This window comes from Cognatishimia sp. (assembly GCF_049116455.1).
In the GTDB taxonomy this organism is placed as follows: domain Bacteria; phylum Pseudomonadota; class Alphaproteobacteria; order Rhodobacterales; family Rhodobacteraceae; genus Cognatishimia.
Genome location: NZ_JAGDYW010000003.1, coordinates 1220364 through 1241808 on the forward strand (window position 1 = coordinate 1220364; position 21445 = coordinate 1241808).

A 21445-nucleotide genomic window follows, 5' to 3' on the forward strand; every position below is an offset into this window, starting at 1 on the left:
CTTTAGGCCAATACTCCACCGTCCGCGTCATCACCGGCTTCCTCCAGCAGACGATCCATGTCGTGGACGGTGACATGGCGATTGCCTTCTAGGGAAATCACCCCATCGCGTTTCAACGCTGAAATCTGACGGCTGACAGTTTCCAGTGTTAGGCCCAGATAGTCAGCCATGGCTTCGCGGGTCAGTGGCAGATCAAATTCCATTCTACCTTCTAACGTTGCCAATTTCAGCGTCGCGTCACGCCGCGCAATGATCGTCAGAAGCGACGCGATCTTTTCGCGCGCTTTTTTCCGACCCAGAACAAGCATCCATTCCCGCGCGGCATCAAGTTCGTCGAGTGTCATCTGCAAAAGGCGCTGCGCAATATGCGGGGTACGCTCCATCATCGCTTCAAACGGTTTTTTGCGGAAACAGCACATGACGATGTCTGAGGTTGCAACAACGTCATAAGGAGCTGCGTCTCGCCCGGGACGGCCAACGAAATCTGACGGCAGCAGCAAACCTACCATTTGGGTGCGCCCGTCTTCCATGGTCTGGGTCAAGGTAGCAATGCCCGTTACAACCGAGCCAACAAAATCCATCTGATCACCAGACCAGATAACAGTCTGTCCGGCTTCATAGCTGCGATAATACTTAATCTCGTCGAGTGATGTCAGCTCGTCAGCGTTACATCGCGAACAAACCGCACGATGCCGGATCTGACAATCTCCGCAATCACGTGGCGCACCGGTGGGCATTTCCAATGTCATGTTTTTCCAAACCCTTGATCTGTATCAAAGAGAAGCAGTTGTTGCTCCCCTAACGCTATCCTTATGAGACCAAAACAGCAATTCTCCGATCTGGGACTGTTTGACGCGAAAGTGCCGCGTTACACCAGCTACCCAACCGCGCCGCATTTCAATCCCGGGATCAATGACGGTTTTTTTCGCGATTGCCTTGCGCAAATCCCTGAAAAAACGCAGATTTCCCTATATGTACACGTCCCCTTCTGTCGGCGACTTTGCTGGTTCTGCGCGTGCCGGACTCAAGGCACTCAGACGGCCGCTCCAGTAGCTGCATACGTTGAAACCCTAAGGCAAGAACTACGGCTCTTACAAAAACATTTGCCATCCGGGGTCACTTTATCCCGATTGCATTGGGGCGGCGGTACGCCGACCCTTTTATCACCCGATATGATTACATCGTTGACCGACAGCATCTTTGATGTTGCTCCGATGGCTGAAAATGGCGAATTCTCAGTTGAAATCGACCCTAACGAAGTCGACGGCGCGCGGCTGGACGCCCTGGCCAAAGCAGGCATGAACCGTGCGTCGATTGGGGTTCAGGACTTCGATCCGGGTATTCAGGAAACCATTGGGCGGCTGCAAAGTTACGAGATCACCAAACAGGCGGTCGATATGATCCGCGCGCGCGGTGTGACCAGTTTGAACGCTGACATCCTGTTTGGTCTTCCAGATCAATCACCGCAAAAAATCACTGAAAGCGTTCAAAAATTGTTGTCTCTATCGCCAGATCGCGTGGCGCTTTATGGCTACGCTCATGTGCCTTGGATGGCCAAGCGTCAGCAGCTTATCCCATCGGATGCATTGCCTACACCTGAAGAACGGTTGGACCTTTTTGAAACTGCAGCAAAACTGTTCAAATGGGATGGGTATGACGCCATCGGAATCGACCATTTTGCACTTCCTGAAGATGGCCTGGTTATTGCGGCCAAAGACGGCAGGCTGCGTCGAAACTTCCAAGGCTATACTGACGATCAAGCAGATGTATTGATCGGCGTTGGAGCCTCATCAATTTCGCGCTTCCCACAGGGATATGCGCAAAACGCCCCTGCGACGGCCGCCTATGTAAAGGCCATAGAAGAGAAGCGTTTTTCAGTTTCGCGCGGCCATGTTTTCCAAAACGACGACACTCTTAATGCCCGCCTAATCGAGGCCGTGATGTGTGATTTCGCTGTGGACAGTCAGGAGATCTGCGAAGGCTATGACATTACTGCGGAGGTCTTGAAAAAGCGCTTTGATGCCGTGAACAAACAGTTTGATGGTTTGATGCAAGTGTCAGACGAGGGGCTCTACATCCCTGAAGACGTCCGCCCTCTCACCCGCCTGATTGCCCGCACATTTGACGCCTACGATCAGACCAAAGCGCGCCATAGCGCCGCGATCTGATCAATCTGCAGCGGCGAGCAATTCGCGGGTGTACTCTGTCTGCGGATTGATGAAGACATCATCAGCTGCTCCGGCCTCAATAACATCACCTTGTTTCATCACCATGATCTTATGGCTCATAGCACGCACGACATGCAGGTCGTGACTGATGAACAAGTAGGCCAAGCCGTACTTCTTTTGCAGATTGCGTAGCAAATCAACGATTTGCACCTGAACGGTCATATCCAGAGCCGATGTCGGTTCATCCAGAACCACCAGCTTCGGGCGCAGAATCATAGCCCGTGCGATGGCGATACGTTGGCGCTGGCCACCAGAGAATTCATGCGGGTAGCGATCCATGGTTGCCGGATCTAGACCGACTTCTTCCATGACTTCCGCCACCAAATCACGTGGATCACGACCATCAGGATTGCCATGCACCCCCAGACCTTCCGCGATGATCTGCTCGCAGCTCATGCGCGGCGATAAGCTCCCGAATGGGTCCTGGAAAACAATCTGCATGTCTTTCCGCAAGGCACGCAATTCATTGGTTTTGCGTTCACGAATGTCTTGTCCCATGAAGCGAATATCGCCTTCGGAGGCAATCAGACGCATCATGGCTAAGGCCAACGTCGTCTTGCCGGATCCACTTTCCCCTACGATGCCCAATGTTTCACCAGCGCGCACAGTCATAGTCGCATCATTGACGGCTTTAACATGACCAACGGTGCGTCGCAGCAGGCCGCGTTGAATGGGGAACCAGATGCGCAGGCCATTGGTTTCAGCGACGACAGGCGCATCTTCAGCCACTGGGTCCGGAGTACCTGCGGCACGAGCATTCAATAGCGTTTTTGTATATTCGTGCTGCGGGTTGGCGAAGATATCAGCGACCAGTCCCGCTTCGACAATCTCACCATCTTTCATAACGCAGACTTTATCGGCAATGCGCCGCACGATCCCAAGATCATGGGTGATGAACAACAGCCCCATGCCTTCGGCTTTTTTCAATTCTGCCAGCAGTTCCAGAATTTGCGCCTGAATTGTTACATCCAGCGCCGTTGTAGGCTCGTCCGCCACCAGAATGTCGGGCTTATTTGCCAAAGCCATTGCAATCATAACACGTTGCCGTTGACCGCCACTTAACTGATGCGGATAGGACGATAGCCGGGATTCCGCGTCTCGGATCCCAACCTTATTCATCAGGTCCAGAATGCGCCCGCGCGCTTCGTCACCGACGATTCCCTGATGCAATGCTAAGGATTCCCCCAGCTGCTTTTCCAGAGTGTGCAGCGGATTGAGAGAAGTCATCGGTTCTTGAAAGATAAAGCTGATATCATTACCCCGCACTTTGCGCAGCAGTTTGTCATCAGCGGTAACCATTTCCTGACCATCATATGTCACAGAGCCCGAGACCTGAGCGCTGGCGCCAAGCAAGGACACAGTCGAAAGCGCAGTGACCGATTTGCCAGATCCGGACTCGCCCACCAAAGCAACGGTCTCGCCGCGATCAACAGAGAATGAAACGCCTTTGACCGCCTCAAAATCCTGACCTTCCACGCGGAAGGACACGCGCAGGCCCTTTACCTCAAGAATGCTCATGAAAAGGTCTTTCGTGGATCAAACGCATCTCGCACACCTTCGAAGACAAAGACTAGAAGCGATAGCATGATTGCAAAGGTGAAGAAGGCGGTGAAGCCAAGCCATGGGGCCTGCAGATTCTGTTTCGCCTGCAGGGTTAATTCGCCCAAGGAAGGCGCCGAGGAAGGTAGGCCAAAGCCAAGGAAATCGAGCCCGGCAAGGGTCGAGATAGTCCCCGTCACAATGAATGGAAGCATAGTGACCGTGGCAACCATGGCGTTTGGAAGCATGTGCCGGAACATGATTACTCGATTAGATACGCCCAGTGCTTTCGCCGCACGGACATATTCAAGATTGCGCGCGCGCAGGAATTCAGCTCGAACAACGCCAACCAAAGCAGTCCATCCAAACAGCACCGTCAACAAAACAAGTAGCCAGAAACTTCGTCCCAAAATCGCAAAGAGAATGATGATTATGTATAGGCTTGGTGTCGCGCCCCAGATTTCGATGAAACGTTGGAAGATCAGATCAACCCAGCCGCCGAAATAGCCCTGGATGGCCCCGGCGATGATACCGATGATGCTGGCAAAGGTCGTCACGATCAGCGTGAAAAAGATCGATAATCGGAAGCCATAGATCACCCGTGCAACCACATCGCGCTTTGTATCATCTGTTCCCAGCCAGTTCTGACCATCCGGCGCCAATGGCGCAGCGCCCGGACGGTCCACCGGCGTATCAAAGGCATAAGGTATAAGCGGCCAAAGCGCCCAGCCTTTTTCAATGGCTTCGCCTTCAACCACGCCATCTTCTGCATCCACCAAATAGCCCTCGGGGTCATCAAAACACAGATCCAACCCGCCCGTGGCAATTAGGCATTTTACCTCAGGATCACGGTAGGCAGCTTCGGTGCGGAAATCACCGCCAAAGGCCGTTTCAGGATAGAAAGTGAAAACCGGTGTGTAGAAATCGCCGCGGTATTTCACCAAGATCGGTTTGTCATTGGCCAGAAGCTCCGCAAAGAGGCTGAGGCCGAACACAACGCTGAAAATGATCAACGACCAAAATGCCCGCCGGTTGCGGCAGAAATTACGCCATCGACGCTGATTGATTGGAGACAAAGCCATCAGCCCTCCCTCCTTTCAAAGTCAATCCTTGGATCCACGAAAACATACATCAAATCGCTGAGGATCCCGACCACAAGACCCATTAGGCCAAATACAAAGAGCGTCCCAAAGATCACCGGATAATCGCGTGCAACGGCGGCTTCAAAGCCAAGGCGCCCCAAACCATCCAAAGAGAAAATCGTTTCAATAATCAGCGAGCCTCCAAAGAACACGCCGATGAATACCGCCGGGAAACCCGCAATCACAATCAGCATGGCATTGCGGAAAATGTGACCGTAAAGCACGCGGCTTTCGCTCAGGCCTTTGGCACGCGCGGTCATCACATAGTGTTTTTTGATCTCATCCAAAAACGAGTTTTTGGTCAGCAATGTCAGCGTCGCAAAGGCCGAAATGGTACTGGCGAGAACTGGCAAGGCAATATGCCAGAAGTAATCCAGAATCTGACCCACCAAGGTCATGTCTTCCCAACCATCACTGGTCAGGCCGCGAAGCGGGAAGATGCGCCAATACGATCCCCCTGCGAACAACACGATCAAGAGGATCGCGAACAGGAAACCAGGGATGGCATAGGCCACAATGATCGCGCCACTTGTCCATGTATCAAAGGCAGTGCCATCTTTAACGGCTTTGCGAATGCCCAGAGGGATGGAGACGATGTAGGCGATCAGCGTCGACCATAGGCCCAAAGTGACTGAGACAGGGAGCTTTTCAAGCACTAGGTCAATCACACCAATCTTTCGGAAATAGCTTTCACCGAAATCAAGCTGGATGTAATTCCACATCATGTCGAGAAAACGCTGGACCGGCGGCTTATCAAAGCCGAACTCTTTCTCAAGCTCTTTGATGAATTCTTCAGGAAGCCCTCGCGCACCGACATAGTCGGATTCACTTTCCAATCCCTCACTGATCTCAATGTCGTCTGCCCCGGCAAAGCCCGCAAACACGTCCCCCTCACCGCGCAATTCCGCGATAATCTGTTCAATTGGCCCACCCGGGACAAATTGAACCAGTGTAAAGTTGATGATCATGATGCCAAGCAAGGTTGGGATCACAAACAACAAACGTCGTAGAATATAAGCTCCCAAAAATCGTTACCTCACCGCGCCGGAGGCCTTGAGGGCATCGTATTTGTCTTGGTTAATCCACCAGAAATCGAGGTAACCAACAGACATCGCAGGCAGCTTTTCCGGGCGCCCGAACATATCGTAGTAGGCCACCCAATTATCCGCCACATACCCAACCGGCACCTGAATGCGAAGATAACGTAACACGCGATCAAGTGCCTTTAGCGAAACGACTTCTTCTTCTCGGCTTGTTGCGTCCAGCGATGCATAAATGATCGCATCGACCAGCTCGCTCTTTAACGCTTGCAGATTGTGGGAGGATTCATCGGCAGTTTCGGACCCGTGGCGCTGCAACAACCCAATACCGCTGGTCTCAAACGGGCGGTTGGCGTGCAACAGCATCTCGTATTCTTTGTCGATGAACTGTTGCTGCGCTTGAGCCGAGTCGACTTTGTCGATCGAAGCCTCAACACCATAGTCGTTCAAGTTGTTTACATAGTTCGTGATGATCGCACGGCTCGTGTCTGAGGTGGCAGAATGCATCATGATCTTAAGCGTGAAGACCTCGCCATCTACATTTTCCAGTTTGCCTTGGTCATTGACCTCCCAACCTGCATCAGAGAACAGACGCAGAGCTTTGCGTTTGTTACGGCGATCCACTAAAGTGGCTTCGTTTGACGCGTGCGCCCGCACGGCTTCTGTGGTGAAAATCTCTTCCGGTACCAAGTCGCCAAGCGATTCCAGAAACGCCTTTTCCGCCCCTTCTGGCAAACCAGTCGCTTCAATTTCTGTATTTTCAACGTAAGAGTGGCGCTGTGTGGTCAAGCCATATTGCAGGGATGCGCTGGTCCATTCGAAGTTAAACGCCAGCTGTAGTGCCTCACGCACACGCAGATCCTGAAACTTCTCTTCTTGGAAATTGAAAATGAACCCGGTCCCATTTGGCGGGCGTTCACTTGGCAGGGCTTCGCGCTTCACCGCCCCGTTTTCGACCGCTGGGAAATCATAACCTGTAGCCCAACGCTTGGTGCTACCTTCAACTCGGAAATTGAAGTCACCTGCTTTGAAACCCTCGAATTCGGCTGCCGAGTCAGCAAAGTATTCCACGCGCACGCGGTCGTAGTTATGTCGACCAACATTGATCGGCAAGTGATAGCCCCAATAGTCTGGGTTGCGTTTGTAAACGACGTAACTGTTGATCTCGAAGTCTGCGACCGAATATGGGCTGCTGCCCATGGGTGGCTGTAGGCTAGGTTCATCCAGGCGTTCGCCCGTTTCTTCGTACCAATCCTTGGAGAAAATATCTAAGCCGCCTGCTAGTTCCAACAACGACCGCCGAGAAATTCCATCCACAAAAGAGTATTTGATAGTGTGGTCATCTAGGACTTCAACCCCAATGATCCGTTGCTTCATCAAAGCCTGTAGACCCGGGATGCCTTGCTCCAGAAACAGGTTATAGGAAAACAACGCATCATGCGCAGTCACTGGAGTTCCATTGTAGAACCGAGCTTCCGGGCGCATATGGAAAATCACCCAGTCTCGGGCCTTCGGATATTCAATAGTATGTGCAAGCAGGCCATAAGAATCCGTCAAACTGTCAGATGGAATGGCAGTACCGAAAGGCCCAGTTGCAAACATTGACTCGCCGGTTAACCCAGAATGCGCAGCAAAATCACCTTTGCGTGCAAATCTATTCAGCGTGTCAAACTTGCCCCTTGCCGACAGAACGATCTGACCACCTCGGGGTGCGTCGGGATTTACGTAGTTAAAATGCTTGTAGTCGGCAGAGTACTTCAGATCCCCAAAATATGAATACCCGTGGGACTTAACAATCTCTTGATCATCCGCATACGCACGTCCCGGCAAACCAAAACCAATTGCAGCGGCGCTGCTGCCCATTAAGCCAAGCACATGTCGACGTGAAAATTCTAGGAACTTCTTTTCTTCGGCATGTTTTGCCATGTATCGGCCCTTTCTGCTGGGGAGTAACGCTTGCACAGGTTCTCTTAACTTAGAGTATGTCTGTGCCGGGCCTGCATTCAAGCTAAGAATACATAAACAAGTGGTGATCTTGTCGTGCGTCGGCATGTTCTAACCTATTGAGTCTCAACCAGAACCCAATCGCAAAAAGAAAAGGCCGCTGCATGTGCAACGGCCTTTCGGAATTCTGTATCAGTGATTTAGATCACTTAATAGTTGCCAAATACGCAATCAGGTTTGCGCGGTCAGCTGGTTTTTTCAGACCACCAAAGCCCATTTTTGTGCCAGGTGCGAATTTCTTCGGGCTTGTCAGGAAGCCGTCTAGATTCTCTGCAGACCATGTTTCCGCAACCGCAACCATCGCACCGGAGTAAGCATAACCGCCTTGTGCACCTACAGTACGGTCGACAACGTTAAAGAGGTGCGGGCCAGTGCCGTTCGCGCCATCTTCCAGCTTGTGGCAGGCTTTACACTTGCCGAATACTTTTTCGCCTTTTTTCAGGTCAGCTGCTGCGAGCAGCTCTTCCAGAGATGGGCCTTCTTCAACCGCACCAGCAGAAGCCACTTCGACTTCAATCGCATAGCCTTGCTTGGCTTCTTCATCACCGTGGGCACCGTGGCCACCACCGGTGGAATACAGAGCATCAGCCGCCCATGCACCCAGCAGGAATACCAGAAGCGCGCCGCACAGAGCGCCAGTTACTTTTGTCAGTGTCATCGTGTCGAACATGCTACGTTTCCATCTCGTGGCGTTTGCGGCGTATCTATCCGCTTCCTTCTGAGGAACGCAAGGTATAGTTACCGCGACCAATCGCCCTTCTTTGGGAAAATGATGGAAAAAGTGACATGACACATCGGATTGCCTTTCAAGGAGAACCCGGCGCCTACTCTCACGAGGCCTGCCGCGACGCACGACCAGAGATGGAAGCTCTGCCTTGCACCACTTTTGAAGAGGTGATCGATACGGTTAAAACAGGCAAGGCTGAATTGGCTATGCTGCCGGTGGAAAACACCACTTATGGACGTGTCGCAGATATTCACCGGATGTTGCCGCAAAGTGGATTGCACATCATTGATGAAGCCTTCGTACGGGTGCATATCAACTTGCTCGCGGTGCCGGGCGCGAGTCTGTCTGATGTAAAAGAAGCTTATTCTCACCTAGTTTTATTGCCGCAATGCGCGACTTTCTTGAAAGAGCATGGCATTCGAGGACGTGTCAGCCCTGATAACGCCCGCGCAGCGCGCGAAGTTTCCGAAGTAGGTGATAAGACTGCGGCTGCGCTGGCGTCAGAATTGGCGGGCGATATCTACGGGCTCGACGTCCTGGCGCGGCACATCGAAGATTTCGATAATAACACCACACGTTTCTTGATCATGGCCCCGGAAGAAAACCGTACACGTCGTGACAACGGCCACGGCATGATCACCAGCTTTGTTTTCCAGGTTCGCAACATCCCAGCAGCGCTTTACAAAGCGATGGGCGGCTTTGCCACCAACGGCGTGAACATGACCAAACTAGAAAGCTACATGGTTGATGGCCGCTTCACGGCCACGCAGTTTTATGCAGAAGTCGAAGGCCATCCTGACGACCCGGCAGTCATGCGCGCACTTGACGAACTTAGGTATTTCACCAACTACCTAGATATCCTAGGCGTCTACCCGGCTGCCATAACCCGTCACTACGAATAAGTCGGAATAGGCATGTCTTAAGCAGCCTGGTAGTAGCGTTCTTCTAGGTTTCGGCATTGCATGCCAACGCGGTCTTGCAATTTCCGATCGATATTGCCTCGCGCCAACTTAAGCGATTGCAACAGAAGGCGCATTGGCAGCGTTTTTGCCGTCGATGTTGCTTTGAAATGCAAGCGTGTGCGCCGCTTGGACAATGCGACCAGTTCAAATTGCACTGTCACATCCATACCTGGCATGATGGCTTCGACCTCAATCAAGTCTGGACGCTCAAACGTGATAATCTGCGCGCGCATTGGGATGTCTTTACCTCGCCATGCAAAATCAACATCCCAGTTGGTGCCAACACCGATTGGGTTTTCAGGATTGTGTCGCTGAACCTCAACGCCGCGACGCATGGCCATGCGCTCAAAAAAATCATATTCCGACAGCAGATCAAAAGCTGCTTCGATGGGAACATCGACATCGTCTCTGGCGGTAAATTCCATTGTGCTGCTCTTTATAGGTTTACGTGAACTGTTTACGTCGAAACGGTTGACCCGATTTTGGTCGATTCTCGCGTTAATCTAGGCAATCTTCAAGCCAGTTCTTTAAGATAAAGTGAGCAATTGCCCCGTTTCGAGGCCTTCGCATCACAGGATGAGACCCTGCAAAGACTGACATCATCTCTTCTCGGCTCAACCAAAACGCCTCTTCGATCTCACTCGGGTCAATCGAAATCTCTGTATTCAAAGCTTCTCCTGCGAACCCAAGCATCAAAGAAGACGGGAACGCCCAGGGCTGGCTTCCTAGATAGCGCACCTTTCCAACAGGAACTCCTGCCTCCTCAAAAACCTCTCGCCTGACCGCGGCTTCGGGCGTTTCGCCGGGTTCAACAAATCCTGCAAGCAGGGAGTACATCCCCTCGGGCCAACCGGCCCCGCGCCCAACCAGAACTTTATTGCCATGGGTGATTAACATGATGACAACCGGGTCAGTTCTTGGAAAATGCATGCGCCCACAGCTGGGGCAATTACGTTGCCAGCCTTGATGCGCCACGTCGCTTTCGTGGCCACAGGTCGAGCAAAACCGATGCATTTTATGCCACTCAAACAAGGAACGAGCAGTCGCGGCCATTTCGGCATCACGCGCAGACAAATGAGTCATAACAGCTCGCAGCTCGTGAAAAACCGTATCCTCTGGACAGCCCGGAAAATGTTGCACGCTTTGGTCTAAGAAACCGTCATCGGGTAGGTCCTGCGCCTCTGGTTCCCATTTGGAAATATCAAAAGCGAACAGCGGTTGACCCTCGTTTCGACCCAGAAAAATTGGGGCCTCCAAAGCATGTTTGAACATAGGCTCTTCTAAACGCATATGAACAAGATACTTATTTTCCTCTCCTGATATCAGAAGCTTACCGCGCCAAAGCACTACTGCTCGCGTATTTGGATCAGCAAGAAAATCAGTCATCTTATTGGGATTATCCCGCAACTCTGCTGCGCGATCTAAATTGGAACCGCCAAAGGTTACGCCCTCGAAATTCGCCATGCCAACACTATCCACTTTTACATTGGTTGGCGCTTATCTAGGCAATGTTCCTCACAATTGCACGCGCCTTATAGGTGATTAAAAATCATTGACTCTCCCTATAGGGGAATCAACACTTGTGACGAAGTGCTTTTATCCAAACGATTCTTTTGCGATTGGCGACTGGAGGCTCGATATGAAAACTGTCGATTTAATCAAAATTCGATTGGATATTTTAGCGACATCGGACGTGCATGGCGTAATTTTGCCAACTAACGAAACCGAGAAATCAGGTTCTTTATGTCAAATGCATAGCCTGGTGACCGACCTACGACAAACCCATCAAAATTGCCTCCTATTAGACAACGGAGATTTTTTGCAGGGCACACCTGTTTGTGACTTTGCAGCTGAAAATTCCACACTCACTGACGGAACACACCCTGTAATGTTGGCCATGAACCATATGGGCTATGACGCGGCGGGGCTGGGCAATCACGAGTTTGACTACGGGTTACCCTTCTTAGAGCGTTGCGTCGCACGGGCGGACTTCCCGATTATTGGCTCAAACATTCAGTATCCTGACCAGAATTGGCTACCGCGCAAGATTCTTGAGCAACGCGTCATCGATCAAACAGGGCGGTTTCATATGATGCGTATTGGCTTGATGTCATTGCTTCCCGAACAAGTCACAGCCTGGAACGCCCGTCATTTGCGGGATCGTGTGCAAACTTTTGATATCGTCGAAACCGCAATAAGCGCAGCCGAAGCTCTAAGAGCTGAAGGTGCGGATCTCGTGATTTGTCTTCTGCATAGCGGGATTGGCGCATCCGATTGGTCACCTCGACTGGAAAACGCTGCACTCCCTATTTCTGAACTTGCCGATATTGACGCCATGATTTGTGGACACACGCATCGTTTGCTGCCAGACCCCACGATGCCGTCCACCGACGCGATCAATTATCGCGCCGGATATTTACATGGCATTCCTACAGTGATGCCCGGATTCAATGGCAGCAAGCTGGGGCATATTAGCTTGCAGATCGAAATGATGGATCGTCGCGCAGTTATCACCCAAAGCGATATTCAGTTACACAACACCACGGATGCGACGCTTGATCCAGATCTGAAACAAAGTGTTTTGCCGATGCATTTGGCTTGCCAGAAAACTCTAAATCGGACCGTAGGAAACACCGACATTCCAATTCACAGTTATTATTCACGCTTACCTGGTGATCCATCTGTTGCGGTCTCTGCAACTGCACAATTGCACTATGCGCGTACTCATTTGATGGACAATCTGCCTGATGATCTGCCTCTATTGAGTGCCGCGAGCCCCTTTAAAGGCGGTGGCAGAGGGGGCCCTGACAATTTCGTTCACGTCGATGCGGGAATGGTGTCAAAGTCGGATCTCAACCGGCTACACCCCTTTCAAAATGCACTGGTCGCCCTACGCATGACTGGAGCGCAAATACGCGACTGGCTGGAGATGTCGGCCTCCAACTTCAATCGGATCCGACCCAATTCTAACCCTGCTCGACTGAGAGATCCGCAATTCCCGTGCTATGGTTTTGATACAATATTCGGCATCACTTACGCATTTGATCTGTCGCAACCTGCGCGCTTTGACGTCCAGGGCAAACGTATTTCAGAAAGCAATCGCGTTCGGGCACTGCGCTTCAAGGGTGTCGACATCACTGACAATCAACAATTTACATTACTCACCAATAGCTATCGCGCCGGGGGCGGCGGAAACTTTCCCCATGCAACCACTACTTCACGCATCAAAATCCCGCTTTGCGACAGCCGTCAGCTTCTGGAAAATTACCTAAAAAATGGCATAAGAGACGCAGACTTACCGCCCTCACCATGGCGATTTCACGCTATCACAGACGGATCAGCGTTAGTCGAAATTGGACCAAAAGCACTGTCTCTTTTATCTCAAGGACATGTTCCGGATCTCCCGCTACGCACGCTATCGCGAAACGTTCAGGGTTTTCTGGAATGCCAAATCTCACTTTCACAGGATGCCGCGCAGCTCGCTTGCATTCCGTAAAGGCCCAGCCTATATCAGCTTCTGAGAGGTTGGCGCGGGCAAGCGCCTCGCCAACCCGGTCAGATCCGGAAGGAAGCAGCCGTAACGAGCCCCGCTTGGGTCGATGTTCAGCCTCTCACCTAGCCTAATTCGCGCTGCCTCAGCGCTGATCGAAACGAACGGAGGGATTTTATGATTGTCATGACCGCCCTTCGGGCAGCGGCCTGAGACAAGGCTTGCCTTGCCTGAACCAGCTCGCACCTTGCTTCACCGCAAGGCTGCCGAACCAAATGTTTCATCGGCAAATCAATGACATATGATTTACAAGACCTCGGTTGGTCTTCATTTTTTACGCGCCAAATTGACGACGACACTGCGCGCCCGTTTCGCGTATCCGAAGTGCATCGCAGCAGCCTCACGGCCTTTTCCCCAGAAGGCGTGAGCCGCCTAATCTCCCCTGATCATGAAACCGGCGCAATTGCGGTCGGTGACTGGGTATTGGCAGATGATGAATTCCGAGTCACAACGATTCTAGAGCGTCAAACGCTTCTGCAACGACGCGCCGCAGGACACGAAGTCAAACCTCAGCTGATCGCTGCAAATGTTGATACGTTGTTCATTGTCAGTTCCTGCAATGCCGACTTCAACATTGCCCGTCTGGAAAGGTATCTGGCGCTGGCCAATGCAGCTGGATCTTATCCTGTTGTTCTGCTCACCAAAGCAGACATCTGCGACAATCCAAGCGAATTCCGCCGCCAGATCGAGCAATTGCCTTTGGCCCCAGTGGTTGAAACCATAAACGCCAAAGACGAGGCTGACGTCAAAGCCGCAATGAATTGGGTGAAACCCGGTCAGACCGCCGCTTTTGTTGGATCCTCAGGTGTGGGCAAAACAACGTTGGCCAATGGCATGACGGGTGACAGCGATGTCACCGCCGCTGTGCGAGAAGCAGATTCGCGCGGACGACACACAACCACGTCTCGGTTTTTGAAACGCATGCTGAATGGCGGCTGGCTCATCGACACGCCGGGCATGCGCGAGTTGCAATTGTTTGACGCACAAGAGGGCCTCGATGCGGTTTTCGAAGACCTGCAGTCTTTAGCCCAACAGTGCAAATTCAACGACTGCTCTCACGAAAGCGAACCCGGTTGTGCGGTCAAGGCCGCCCTCGAGGCTGGGGAAATTGATGCCGACCGTGTGGAACGTTGGCGCAAACTTGAACGCGAGAACCTCTATAATTCAGAATCTCTTGCTCAAGCGCGCACGCGCCAGAAAACCTTTTCAAGGCATGTGAAATCCGTGATGAAAGGCAGCAAAAAGCGCAAAGGCCGCTGAATTAGCTGCAATGCAAACCACCAGGCCGCGGCAGTTTTCTGCGGCGGCCTTTTCGGGCCCATTCAAATTGTTCGTCTGTTTCCACCGCACAGGGGCGGACAGCGCGCAAGTGACCCAGTGCATCATCCGCACTTTCGCCCGCTTCAATCATAAGCCTCAGCGCAATCATACCTGATCGCCCACATCCGCCTTTGCAATGCACCAAGACTCGGCCACCGCCACGCAACGCGGATAGTGCTTTCTCGGCAACCCCCGGCCACTCCTCTTCGAAACTTTGATCAGGTGTGCCAAAATCTGGGATCGGCAAATGTTCCCAACGTGATGCCCGCGCCCGCAAATCAGCGCCCAGCGTGGTCGCACCATGGTCAACAAGTTCACCGCCAGTCGTCAATGTGATGACAATCGACGGACGCCAAGCGCGAATGTCTTCTAAATCGCCGGCATAGTCACCGCCTAGGCCGGGCAATTGCGAAATCCCAAGTACTCCGCCCCCAACCGATAATGCGTAAAATGCAATATTCGCCATCAAAACCTCCCAGCGGCCAATGGCCACCAGGCGGTATCTTTGCATAGATCAGGCTTAATCCAAGACCTTTTTAGACAATCTTGTCATCCACAACTTGTCCCGGATAGGCCTGAGCCCAGTCCGATAGGAATGCGGAAACTCTTTCATCCCCTGCCATATCAATCGCGCCGCGCGGAATCGCGACACCTTCGGTAAGAACCACTTTCAGACAGGCTAAATAATCGCGCTGATCGCGATTTGGATTGTTCTCTGATCCGTGAATAATCGTCGACAACAATGTCCCGCCATAGCCGTTAATGTGTCCGAGGTCCGGTTTTAAATCCATGAAATAGGAAAGGACCTCAGGCAGTCCCTCCCATCCCGCCAGCTGAACAGGAGTTAACCCCTGCCGATCCGGTCGGTCATATTCCAATCCAAGCGATACAAGCCGTTTCACGTGAGGAAGCGTCCCTGGAAGCGCAAGAATGGTGCAAAGCATGTCCCGATAGGTCGCCGGCAAACGGTCTGGGTCTATGTACCGGCCTGACGTGTCCGCTCCCTCTGCCGCCAAGGCTAACAGGGACTCTTCGGGTGTTAGTGTTGGCAGATCCCCTCTGCTTCCGCTTTCAGCACTTCGGTGCTTTTCGATCGCGTTCGCAAGTACGGAATTTCCAAAGATGCGCGCATAGGCATATGCAGTTGTACCATCATAGGTCAGCGATGGATCAGCGCCTGCTTCCATCAAGACATCGATCATTTCAGCGCTACACATGCGCCGTGCCGCCTGATGTAGTGCGGGTAAAACCCAAGGCATCTCGCCCCCGATCTCATCAGAGACAAATTCATTCACGTCGCCACCCGCAGCGACCAATTTGCGAACGGCGTCATGATCATCAAAATCCATTGCGCGCAATAAAGCATTGGTGCCGCACGGATCCGCACCATACGCCAAAAGCATATCTAGCCCGTCATGATGCCCAAGCTCAGTTGCGTGATAAAGACTTTCGCCATCATTGGGGTCAGCACCCTGCTCCAAAAGCCATTTTGCGAGCCGCATGTTATCGGCATGGCAAAGCGCACCGTAAAGCACAGAAAGACGATGGTCATTATTCGGAACGGCGGGTGTAGAATCATTAACATCAGCACCATGAGCAACCAGCAACTCAGCAATGGCAATCATATCATCCATCAACTCTGGATGGCGTTGATGCCATTTAGAAAAGCAAAGATGCGCCATAGGCGTGCGCGGACCGAGCTGCCGTGTAGCCGCTTTGGGATCGGACCAAAGCGCGGCCTTTACAGCTGTGATGTTGTAAAGAGCAATCTGAGCACCCAACAATCCGTCAGGTAAATCGGGATGCTCATTTAGCAAGTGGTCAACAACGCTATTCTGCCCATGGGCCAATGCGATTTTCAAGCGCTGCTGTAGGGCTGCACGGTCGAGCCCTATTGTTTCAGCCGCAAGCTTGAGCGCTGGCCAACTGGCAAAATTGTTTTCCTGCGCGATCACATGCAAATAGTCGGCATGACGAAGGTCCTTCAGCCCGGATCGCGGCGGATGTACCTGCAGCCGCGTGAGGGCCGAAGGCAAGCGCAATGCGTGATCCTGCGCCAATCGTTTTGCGGCGCGGCGGAATCTATCCAATTGTAGTGACGTCTGAGATTGTGACATCGGTTTTCCTCTAGCGCCCATGGTTCGCTCAACGGGCCGGAAAGCCGAGTATATCGGTTTCGTAGAAAATAAAGGGATGCGTCTGGCTTTCCGCGAACCTGGTGGCCGTCCCGAGCGGCCAAAATCAAACTAACCTGCATCTTCTTTGGCTTCAACGTCGAATGTGATGAAGGCTGTGGCCCGCAATGCGGCGCGAGAAGCGACGCTTCATCTTGCCAATCCGGTGGACGCGCCGCGCCTCTGGCCTTAACCTGCGTTAGACCCGATTCAGAAGGCAGAATATGAGCGATACTGAAAACACAGGCGACAACACTGGCTATCAGGTTTTGGCCCGCAAATATCGCCCTGAAACCTTTGCCGACCTTGTTGGCCAAGACGCCATGGTGCGTACGCTCAAAAACGCCTTTGACGCGGACCGTATTGCCCAAGCCTTTGTCATGACGGGCATCCGTGGCACCGGCAAAACCACCACGGCGCGTATTATTGCCAAAGGGATGAATTGCATCGGTCCTGAAGGTGACGGCGGCCCAACAACCGATCCATGCGGTGTCTGTGAAAATTGCACAGCGATCATGGAAGGTCGCCATGTCGATGTCATGGAAATGGACGCGGCCTCCCGCACGGGTGTTGGCGATATCCGAGAGATCATCGACTCGGTTCACTACCGTGCCGCATCTGCGCGCTACAAAATTTACATCATCGACGAAGTGCACATGCTCTCAACCAGCGCCTTTAACGCGTTGCTGAAAACACTTGAAGAGCCACCCGCCCACGTCAAATTTATCTTTGCGACAACAGAAATCCGCAAAGTTCCCGTGACTGTACTATCTCGGTGCCAACGCTTTGATTTGCGCCGGATCGAGCCTGAAGTGATGATTGCGTTGATGCGCAAAATCGCCAGCGCCGAAAACGCCGAAATCGCAGATGATGCGCTGGCCTTGATCACCCGCGCGGCCGAAGGTTCAGCCCGGGACGCAACCTCGTTGCTTGACCAAGCCATCTCGCATGGTGCCGGTGAAACCACTGCAGATCAGGTCCGTGCAATGCTTGGCCTCGCAGATCGCGGCAGGGTGCTTGATCTCTATGACATGATCCTGAAGGGTGACGCGGGTGGGGCTCTTAACGAGCTTTCAGCGCAATATGCAGATGGCGCTGATCCAATGGCCGTTCTGCGAGACCTCGCTGAAATCACCCATTGGGTCTCGGTTGTGAAAATCACACCCGAAGCCGCTGACGATCCAACCATCAGCCCTGATGAACGCGCACGTGGCCAGGCCATGGCAGAAAACCTGCCCATGCGAGTTATGACGCGCATGTGGCAAATGCTATTGAAAGCCATCGAAGAAGTTTCAGCCGCGCCAAACGCCATGATGGCCGCAGAAATGGCGATCATTCGTTTGACGCATGTGGCCGATCTGCCGAGCCCAGAAGAGCTAGTACGGAAGCTGCAAAATACACCTGTGCCTCCGACACCGCCTAACGGTGGAGGCGGCGGCGGAGCCCCTGCGCCTCAACAAGGTGGTACAACACAAGCCTACGCCAATACCCAAATGGCGGGCGGTCCCGGCGGCACTGTGACCGCCCTTGCCCCTCAAGCTGAAAACGCCCTGGCGCAATACGCCACTTTTGATCACGTCATCGAGCTGATCAAAGACCGTCGCGACGGTCTATTGCTGAACAACGTTAAAAAATACGTAAGGCTCGCATCTTACCAACCGGGACGGATCGAATTTGTCCCTGCCCCTAACGCGCCTCAAGATTTGGCGCAAAAACTGGGCAGCTCCCTGCAGCGTTGGACTCATCAACGTTGGGCTGTGATTTTGGTAAACGAAGGCGGGCAGCCGTCTATGTTCGAAGTCGAAGATGCCGCTGCGGCTGCCTTGCGTGAGGAAGCACAGGCCCACCCGCTTGTTCAGGCCATTTTTAATGCATTTCCCCGCGCCAAAATCACTGAAATTAAATCACAGCAGGACATCGCCAACGAAGCGCTGGCCGAAGCTCTCCCAGAAGTCGAAGACGAGTGGGACCCATTTGAGGAAGACTAGACCTTGAAGCGCCGTTTTATCCAATGTGACGTCTTTTCCGAAATTCCAGGGAAAGGCAACGGACTGGCTGTCGTGCTGGATGGTGAAGGGCTTTCAACCGAAGAGATGCTTAGCTTCGCGGCCTGGACCAACCTCGCGGAAACAACATTCCTTTTGCCCCCAACCACACCTGAAGCAGACTACCGCGTGCGCATTTTCACGCCCGGACGCGAGATGCTCTTTGCCGGCCACCCAACCCTAGGCAGTTGCATGTCTTGGTTGCATGCTGGGGGTACGGCAAAAACCGAAGGCCTGGTCTGCCAAGAATGCGCGATTGGGCTGGTCGATATTGACGTTTCAGGTGCTAATCCTGCCTTTGTCGCTCCTGACACGAGCATCGCAGAAATGCCAGCTGAGCCCCGCGATTTGCGCCAATCGGCGATGGCACTAGACGCGTCAAAAATTAAATCGGCAGTTCATCTGAACAACGGACCTGAATGGTTCCTCTTCGAACTTGCCACTGCCACAGATGTATTGGCCGTCGATTCAGCCACAACACAATGGCCTCAACACGCGGGCACCACCCTGATCGGTGTCCATCCCGCCGGTTCAGAATGCGACTATGAGGTGCGCAATATCGCACCGTCCTCTGGCATGAGCGAAGATCCAATCACCGGTTCTCTTAATTCAGCCATCGCCAAATGGCTCGCCCATCAAGGGCGTCTGACGGATGAAGTCCTGATTGCACAAGGCACCAACATTGGCAGGATCGGGCGAGTGAGTTTAAAACCTGATGTCAACGATCCGGATAAACACTGGATTGGCGGCGCGGTGAACATTCTCATCGAAGGCACTGTTGATATCTGAACCCGCCTTGTGCCCATCGCGCACAGCCCTTAGGTAAGACTAAATCGACTTTTCAGGAGTTCCCCATGCTCAAAGGACTGGGCCAGCTTGGCGATATGGCCAAGATGATGAAACAAGCGCAGGACATGCAGCAAAAAATGCAGACCCTGCAAGATAGCCTGCACAATATGACCGTCACTGGCGAAAGTGGCGCAGGTCTGGTGAAAGCCACGGCAACAGCCAAAGGCGATCTAAAAGCGCTGGACATTGACCCATCGATTTTCGTGCCATCTGAAAAAGAAGTCGCCGAAGATCTGATCTTGGCAGCGATCAAAGATGCGCAGGCCAAAGCGGCGGAAAAATCCCAATCCGAAATGGCGAAAATCACCGAAGGTCTCGGCCTGCCAGCGGATTTCAAACTGCCTTTCTAATTTCTAAAGACGCTTTCGCTTCTTCTTTGTATAAATACCCAAACCGGCGAAACCGGTGCATCTAAATGGGCCTTAAGAATGAGCAGCAGCGATCTTGAAAACTTGATTGACCTGATGGCCCGGCTTCCGGGCCTCGGTCCCCGCTCTGCCCGACGGGCGGTGCTGCATCTTATCCGAAAACGCGGATTGCTCTTAACGCCTCTGGCGGATTCAATGGCCCGTGTCGCCGAAACGGCGCGCGAATGTTTGAACTGCGGTAACGTTGGCACAACGGATATCTGTGACATCTGTGCAGATGAAAATCGCGCCACCGGCGAGCTTTGTGTGGTCGAAGATGTAGCCGACCTCTGGGCGATGGAGCGCGCCAATGTCTTCAAGGGGCGTTATCACGTTCTTGGGGGAACACTGTCTGCCTTAGATGGAGTTGGCCCAGAAGATTTGTCGATCCCACGTTTGGTCGACCGGGTGACAACGGAAAGCATTAGCGAGGTCATACTTGCGTTGAATGCCACCGTGGATGGTCAAACCACTGCACACTATATTGCTGATCAATTAGAGCACAGTGTGACTTTATCGTCGCTGGCACAGGGCGTGCCCATCGGTGGCGAACTCGATTATTTGGACGAAGGCACCATCACCGCTGCCCTGAAAGCACGCAAACCAGTCTAAATTTTTGCATAAGCCGAATGCTTTTTTCGGCAATTTTCGTATAAGCGAGATTGTGGGATGTCTATGCCAAAGGAGACACCCAATGACACCTCTTCGCAAAACCAACTGGCGCCTGCCGATTTTACTCATTCTACTTACGATCCTACCCGTCGCAGCAAGCCTCTATCGGTTGGGCGATTTGGCGTTCACTGATCCTGCATCCGTTTCAGATCCTGACATCCTGAGGTTCTTTCACGCCCCCTCCCCGATTGCTCTGCATGTCGCGTTCGGGAGCCTGTTTCTCGTGCTCGGTGCTCTGCAACTTTCTCCCGGCCTGAGGACCCGACATCGCGCCCTGCATAAACGCCTAGGCTATGCAGCAGCTTTAAGTGCGCTTGTGTTTGCGATATCGGGCGTGCTGATGGTCTTCTTCTATGCGCCGCACAGCCTATCAAACATCTGGATTGATATTGGACGGGTGATATTTGGAAGCGCCATTACCATCTTTATCCTGCTTGGTGTCTGGTCTGCCGTTGCCAAGAATATCCCAGCACATCGCGCCTGGATGATCCGGGGGTATGCCCTGTCAGCAAGCAGCGGTATTCAAAGTTACCTGATTGCAATCGTCATTGTTGTGAATGGATCGTTTGATCCACAATTGGCGGATGCCATGATATGGCTCGGCTGGATCATCGGCGTGATCATTGCTGAATGGATAATCAGTGGCAAGCTCCCACGTGCCCGTCTTGCTGTGAGGCGTTCATACACGTCCTAGGAAATTCTCCCGCCGATTTAGAACCGAGTCGCGAGGCGCAATCTCGGAAAATGGCCAAAATATTCAAGATTTCGGTCGTTTGGTTGAGATAT

Annotated in this window: 19 protein-coding genes and 1 other RNA gene; 10 read left to right on the forward strand and 10 right to left on the reverse strand. The window is 52.7% G+C overall.

Annotated features, from left to right (window positions below; translation table 11 throughout):
• Nucleotides 1–2: 2 nt before the first annotated feature.
• Nucleotides 3–749 (reverse strand): transcriptional regulator FnrL, encoded by a 747-nt coding sequence (gene fnrL, locus JXQ85_RS11075; RefSeq protein WP_421748961.1) that lies wholly within the window; start codon nt 747–749, stop codon nt 3–5.
• 63 nt (nt 750–812) lie between these two features.
• Between fnrL and hemN the strand changes: the two genes are divergently transcribed.
• Nucleotides 813–2168, forward strand: coding sequence for an oxygen-independent coproporphyrinogen III oxidase (hemN, locus tag JXQ85_RS11080; RefSeq protein WP_421748962.1), 1356 nt, complete (start codon nt 813–815; stop codon nt 2166–2168).
• Here hemN and JXQ85_RS11085 read toward each other — a convergent pair whose 3' ends face one another.
• The 5 genes from JXQ85_RS11085 to JXQ85_RS11105 form a co-directional block, all read right to left on the reverse strand.
• The gene (locus tag JXQ85_RS11085) at nt 2169–3746 is read right to left on the reverse strand and encodes an ABC transporter ATP-binding protein (protein WP_421748963.1); all 1578 of its coding nucleotides are present in this window, start codon (nt 3744–3746) and stop codon (nt 2169–2171) included. It abuts the gene before it with no gap.
• Nucleotides 3743–4849 carry an ABC transporter permease gene (locus tag JXQ85_RS11090; protein ID WP_421748964.1) on the reverse strand — a complete coding sequence of 369 codons (1107 nt, stop codon included), beginning with the start codon at nt 4847–4849 and terminating at the stop codon, nt 3743–3745. Before JXQ85_RS11090 ends, JXQ85_RS11085 begins: the two co-directional genes overlap by 4 nt.
• Complete coding sequence (locus tag JXQ85_RS11095) at nt 4849–5934, reverse strand: microcin C ABC transporter permease YejB (protein ID WP_421748965.1); 1086 nt, start codon at nt 5932–5934, stop codon at nt 4849–4851. Before JXQ85_RS11095 ends, JXQ85_RS11090 begins: the two co-directional genes overlap by 1 nt.
• A 6-nt stretch (nt 5935–5940) precedes the next feature.
• On the reverse strand, nt 5941–7875 hold the full coding sequence (locus JXQ85_RS11100) for an extracellular solute-binding protein (RefSeq protein ID WP_421748966.1): 1935 nt from the start codon (nt 7873–7875) through the stop codon (nt 5941–5943).
• A gap of 223 nt (nt 7876–8098) precedes the next feature.
• Nucleotides 8099–8623, reverse strand: coding sequence for a c-type cytochrome (locus tag JXQ85_RS11105; protein ID WP_421748967.1), 525 nt, complete (start codon nt 8621–8623; stop codon nt 8099–8101).
• 116 nt (nt 8624–8739) lie between these two features.
• On the opposite strand from JXQ85_RS11105, the gene JXQ85_RS11110 reads away from it, so the two are divergent.
• Entirely contained in the window at nt 8740–9582 is an 843-nt protein-coding gene (locus tag JXQ85_RS11110) for a prephenate dehydratase (RefSeq protein WP_421748968.1), read from the forward strand.
• 17 nt (nt 9583–9599) lie between these two features.
• Here the strand turns inward: JXQ85_RS11110 and JXQ85_RS11115 are convergent, their stop codons facing one another.
• Nucleotides 9600–10067 carry an SRPBCC family protein gene (locus JXQ85_RS11115; RefSeq protein WP_421748969.1) on the reverse strand — a complete coding sequence of 156 codons (468 nt, stop codon included), beginning with the start codon at nt 10065–10067 and terminating at the stop codon, nt 9600–9602.
• Between the two features lie 73 nt (nt 10068–10140).
• Nucleotides 10141–11106, reverse strand: a complete 966-nt coding sequence (gene nudC / locus JXQ85_RS11120; protein ID WP_421748970.1) for an NAD(+) diphosphatase — start codon at nt 11104–11106, stop codon at nt 10141–10143.
• A gap of 175 nt (nt 11107–11281) precedes the next feature.
• On the opposite strand from nudC, the gene JXQ85_RS11125 reads away from it, so the two are divergent.
• From JXQ85_RS11125 to rsgA, 3 genes are all read left to right on the forward strand, one after another.
• Nucleotides 11282–13138 carry a 5'-nucleotidase C-terminal domain-containing protein gene (locus JXQ85_RS11125; RefSeq protein ID WP_421748971.1) on the forward strand — a complete coding sequence of 619 codons (1857 nt, stop codon included), beginning with the start codon at nt 11282–11284 and terminating at the stop codon, nt 13136–13138.
• A gap of 22 nt (nt 13139–13160) precedes the next feature.
• Nucleotides 13161–13259, forward strand: an RNA gene (ffs, locus tag JXQ85_RS11130) — signal recognition particle sRNA small type.
• A gap of 167 nt (nt 13260–13426) precedes the next feature.
• Nucleotides 13427–14452: a ribosome small subunit-dependent GTPase A gene (gene rsgA / locus JXQ85_RS11135; protein ID WP_421748972.1), complete on the forward strand. Its 1026-nt coding sequence runs from the start codon at nt 13427–13429 to the stop codon at nt 14450–14452.
• Nucleotide 14453: 1 nt separating this feature from the next.
• On the opposite strand, the gene JXQ85_RS11140 is transcribed toward rsgA, so the two are convergent.
• Both JXQ85_RS11140 and JXQ85_RS11145 read right to left on the reverse strand, forming a co-directional pair.
• On the reverse strand, nt 14454–14978 hold the full coding sequence (locus JXQ85_RS11140; protein WP_421748973.1) for a protein-tyrosine phosphatase family protein: 525 nt from the start codon (nt 14976–14978) through the stop codon (nt 14454–14456).
• A 70-nt stretch (nt 14979–15048) separates the two neighbouring features.
• Complete coding sequence (locus JXQ85_RS11145) at nt 15049–16629, reverse strand: ankyrin repeat domain-containing protein (protein WP_421748974.1); 1581 nt, start codon at nt 16627–16629, stop codon at nt 15049–15051.
• A gap of 281 nt (nt 16630–16910) precedes the next feature.
• Between JXQ85_RS11145 and JXQ85_RS11150 the strand changes: the two genes are divergently transcribed.
• The 5 genes from JXQ85_RS11150 (at nt 16911) to JXQ85_RS11170 (ending at nt 21353) form a co-directional block, all read left to right on the forward strand.
• Nucleotides 16911–18674, forward strand: a complete 1764-nt coding sequence (locus JXQ85_RS11150; RefSeq protein ID WP_421748975.1) for a DNA polymerase III subunit gamma/tau — start codon at nt 16911–16913, stop codon at nt 18672–18674.
• A 3-nt stretch (nt 18675–18677) separates the two neighbouring features.
• Complete coding sequence (locus JXQ85_RS11155; RefSeq protein WP_421748976.1) at nt 18678–19520, forward strand: PhzF family phenazine biosynthesis protein; 843 nt, start codon at nt 18678–18680, stop codon at nt 19518–19520.
• 65 nt (nt 19521–19585) lie between these two features.
• A complete protein-coding gene (locus tag JXQ85_RS11160; protein ID WP_421748977.1) occupies nt 19586–19930 on the forward strand; it encodes a YbaB/EbfC family nucleoid-associated protein in 345 nt (114 codons plus the stop codon).
• A 78-nt stretch (nt 19931–20008) separates the two neighbouring features.
• Nucleotides 20009–20599: a recombination mediator RecR gene (gene recR, locus JXQ85_RS11165; protein WP_421748978.1), complete on the forward strand. Its 591-nt coding sequence runs from the start codon at nt 20009–20011 to the stop codon at nt 20597–20599.
• Between the two features lie 82 nt (nt 20600–20681).
• Complete coding sequence (locus tag JXQ85_RS11170) at nt 20682–21353, forward strand: DUF2306 domain-containing protein (RefSeq protein WP_421748979.1); 672 nt, start codon at nt 20682–20684, stop codon at nt 21351–21353.
• The last annotated feature ends 92 nt before the right edge of the window (nt 21354–21445 follow it).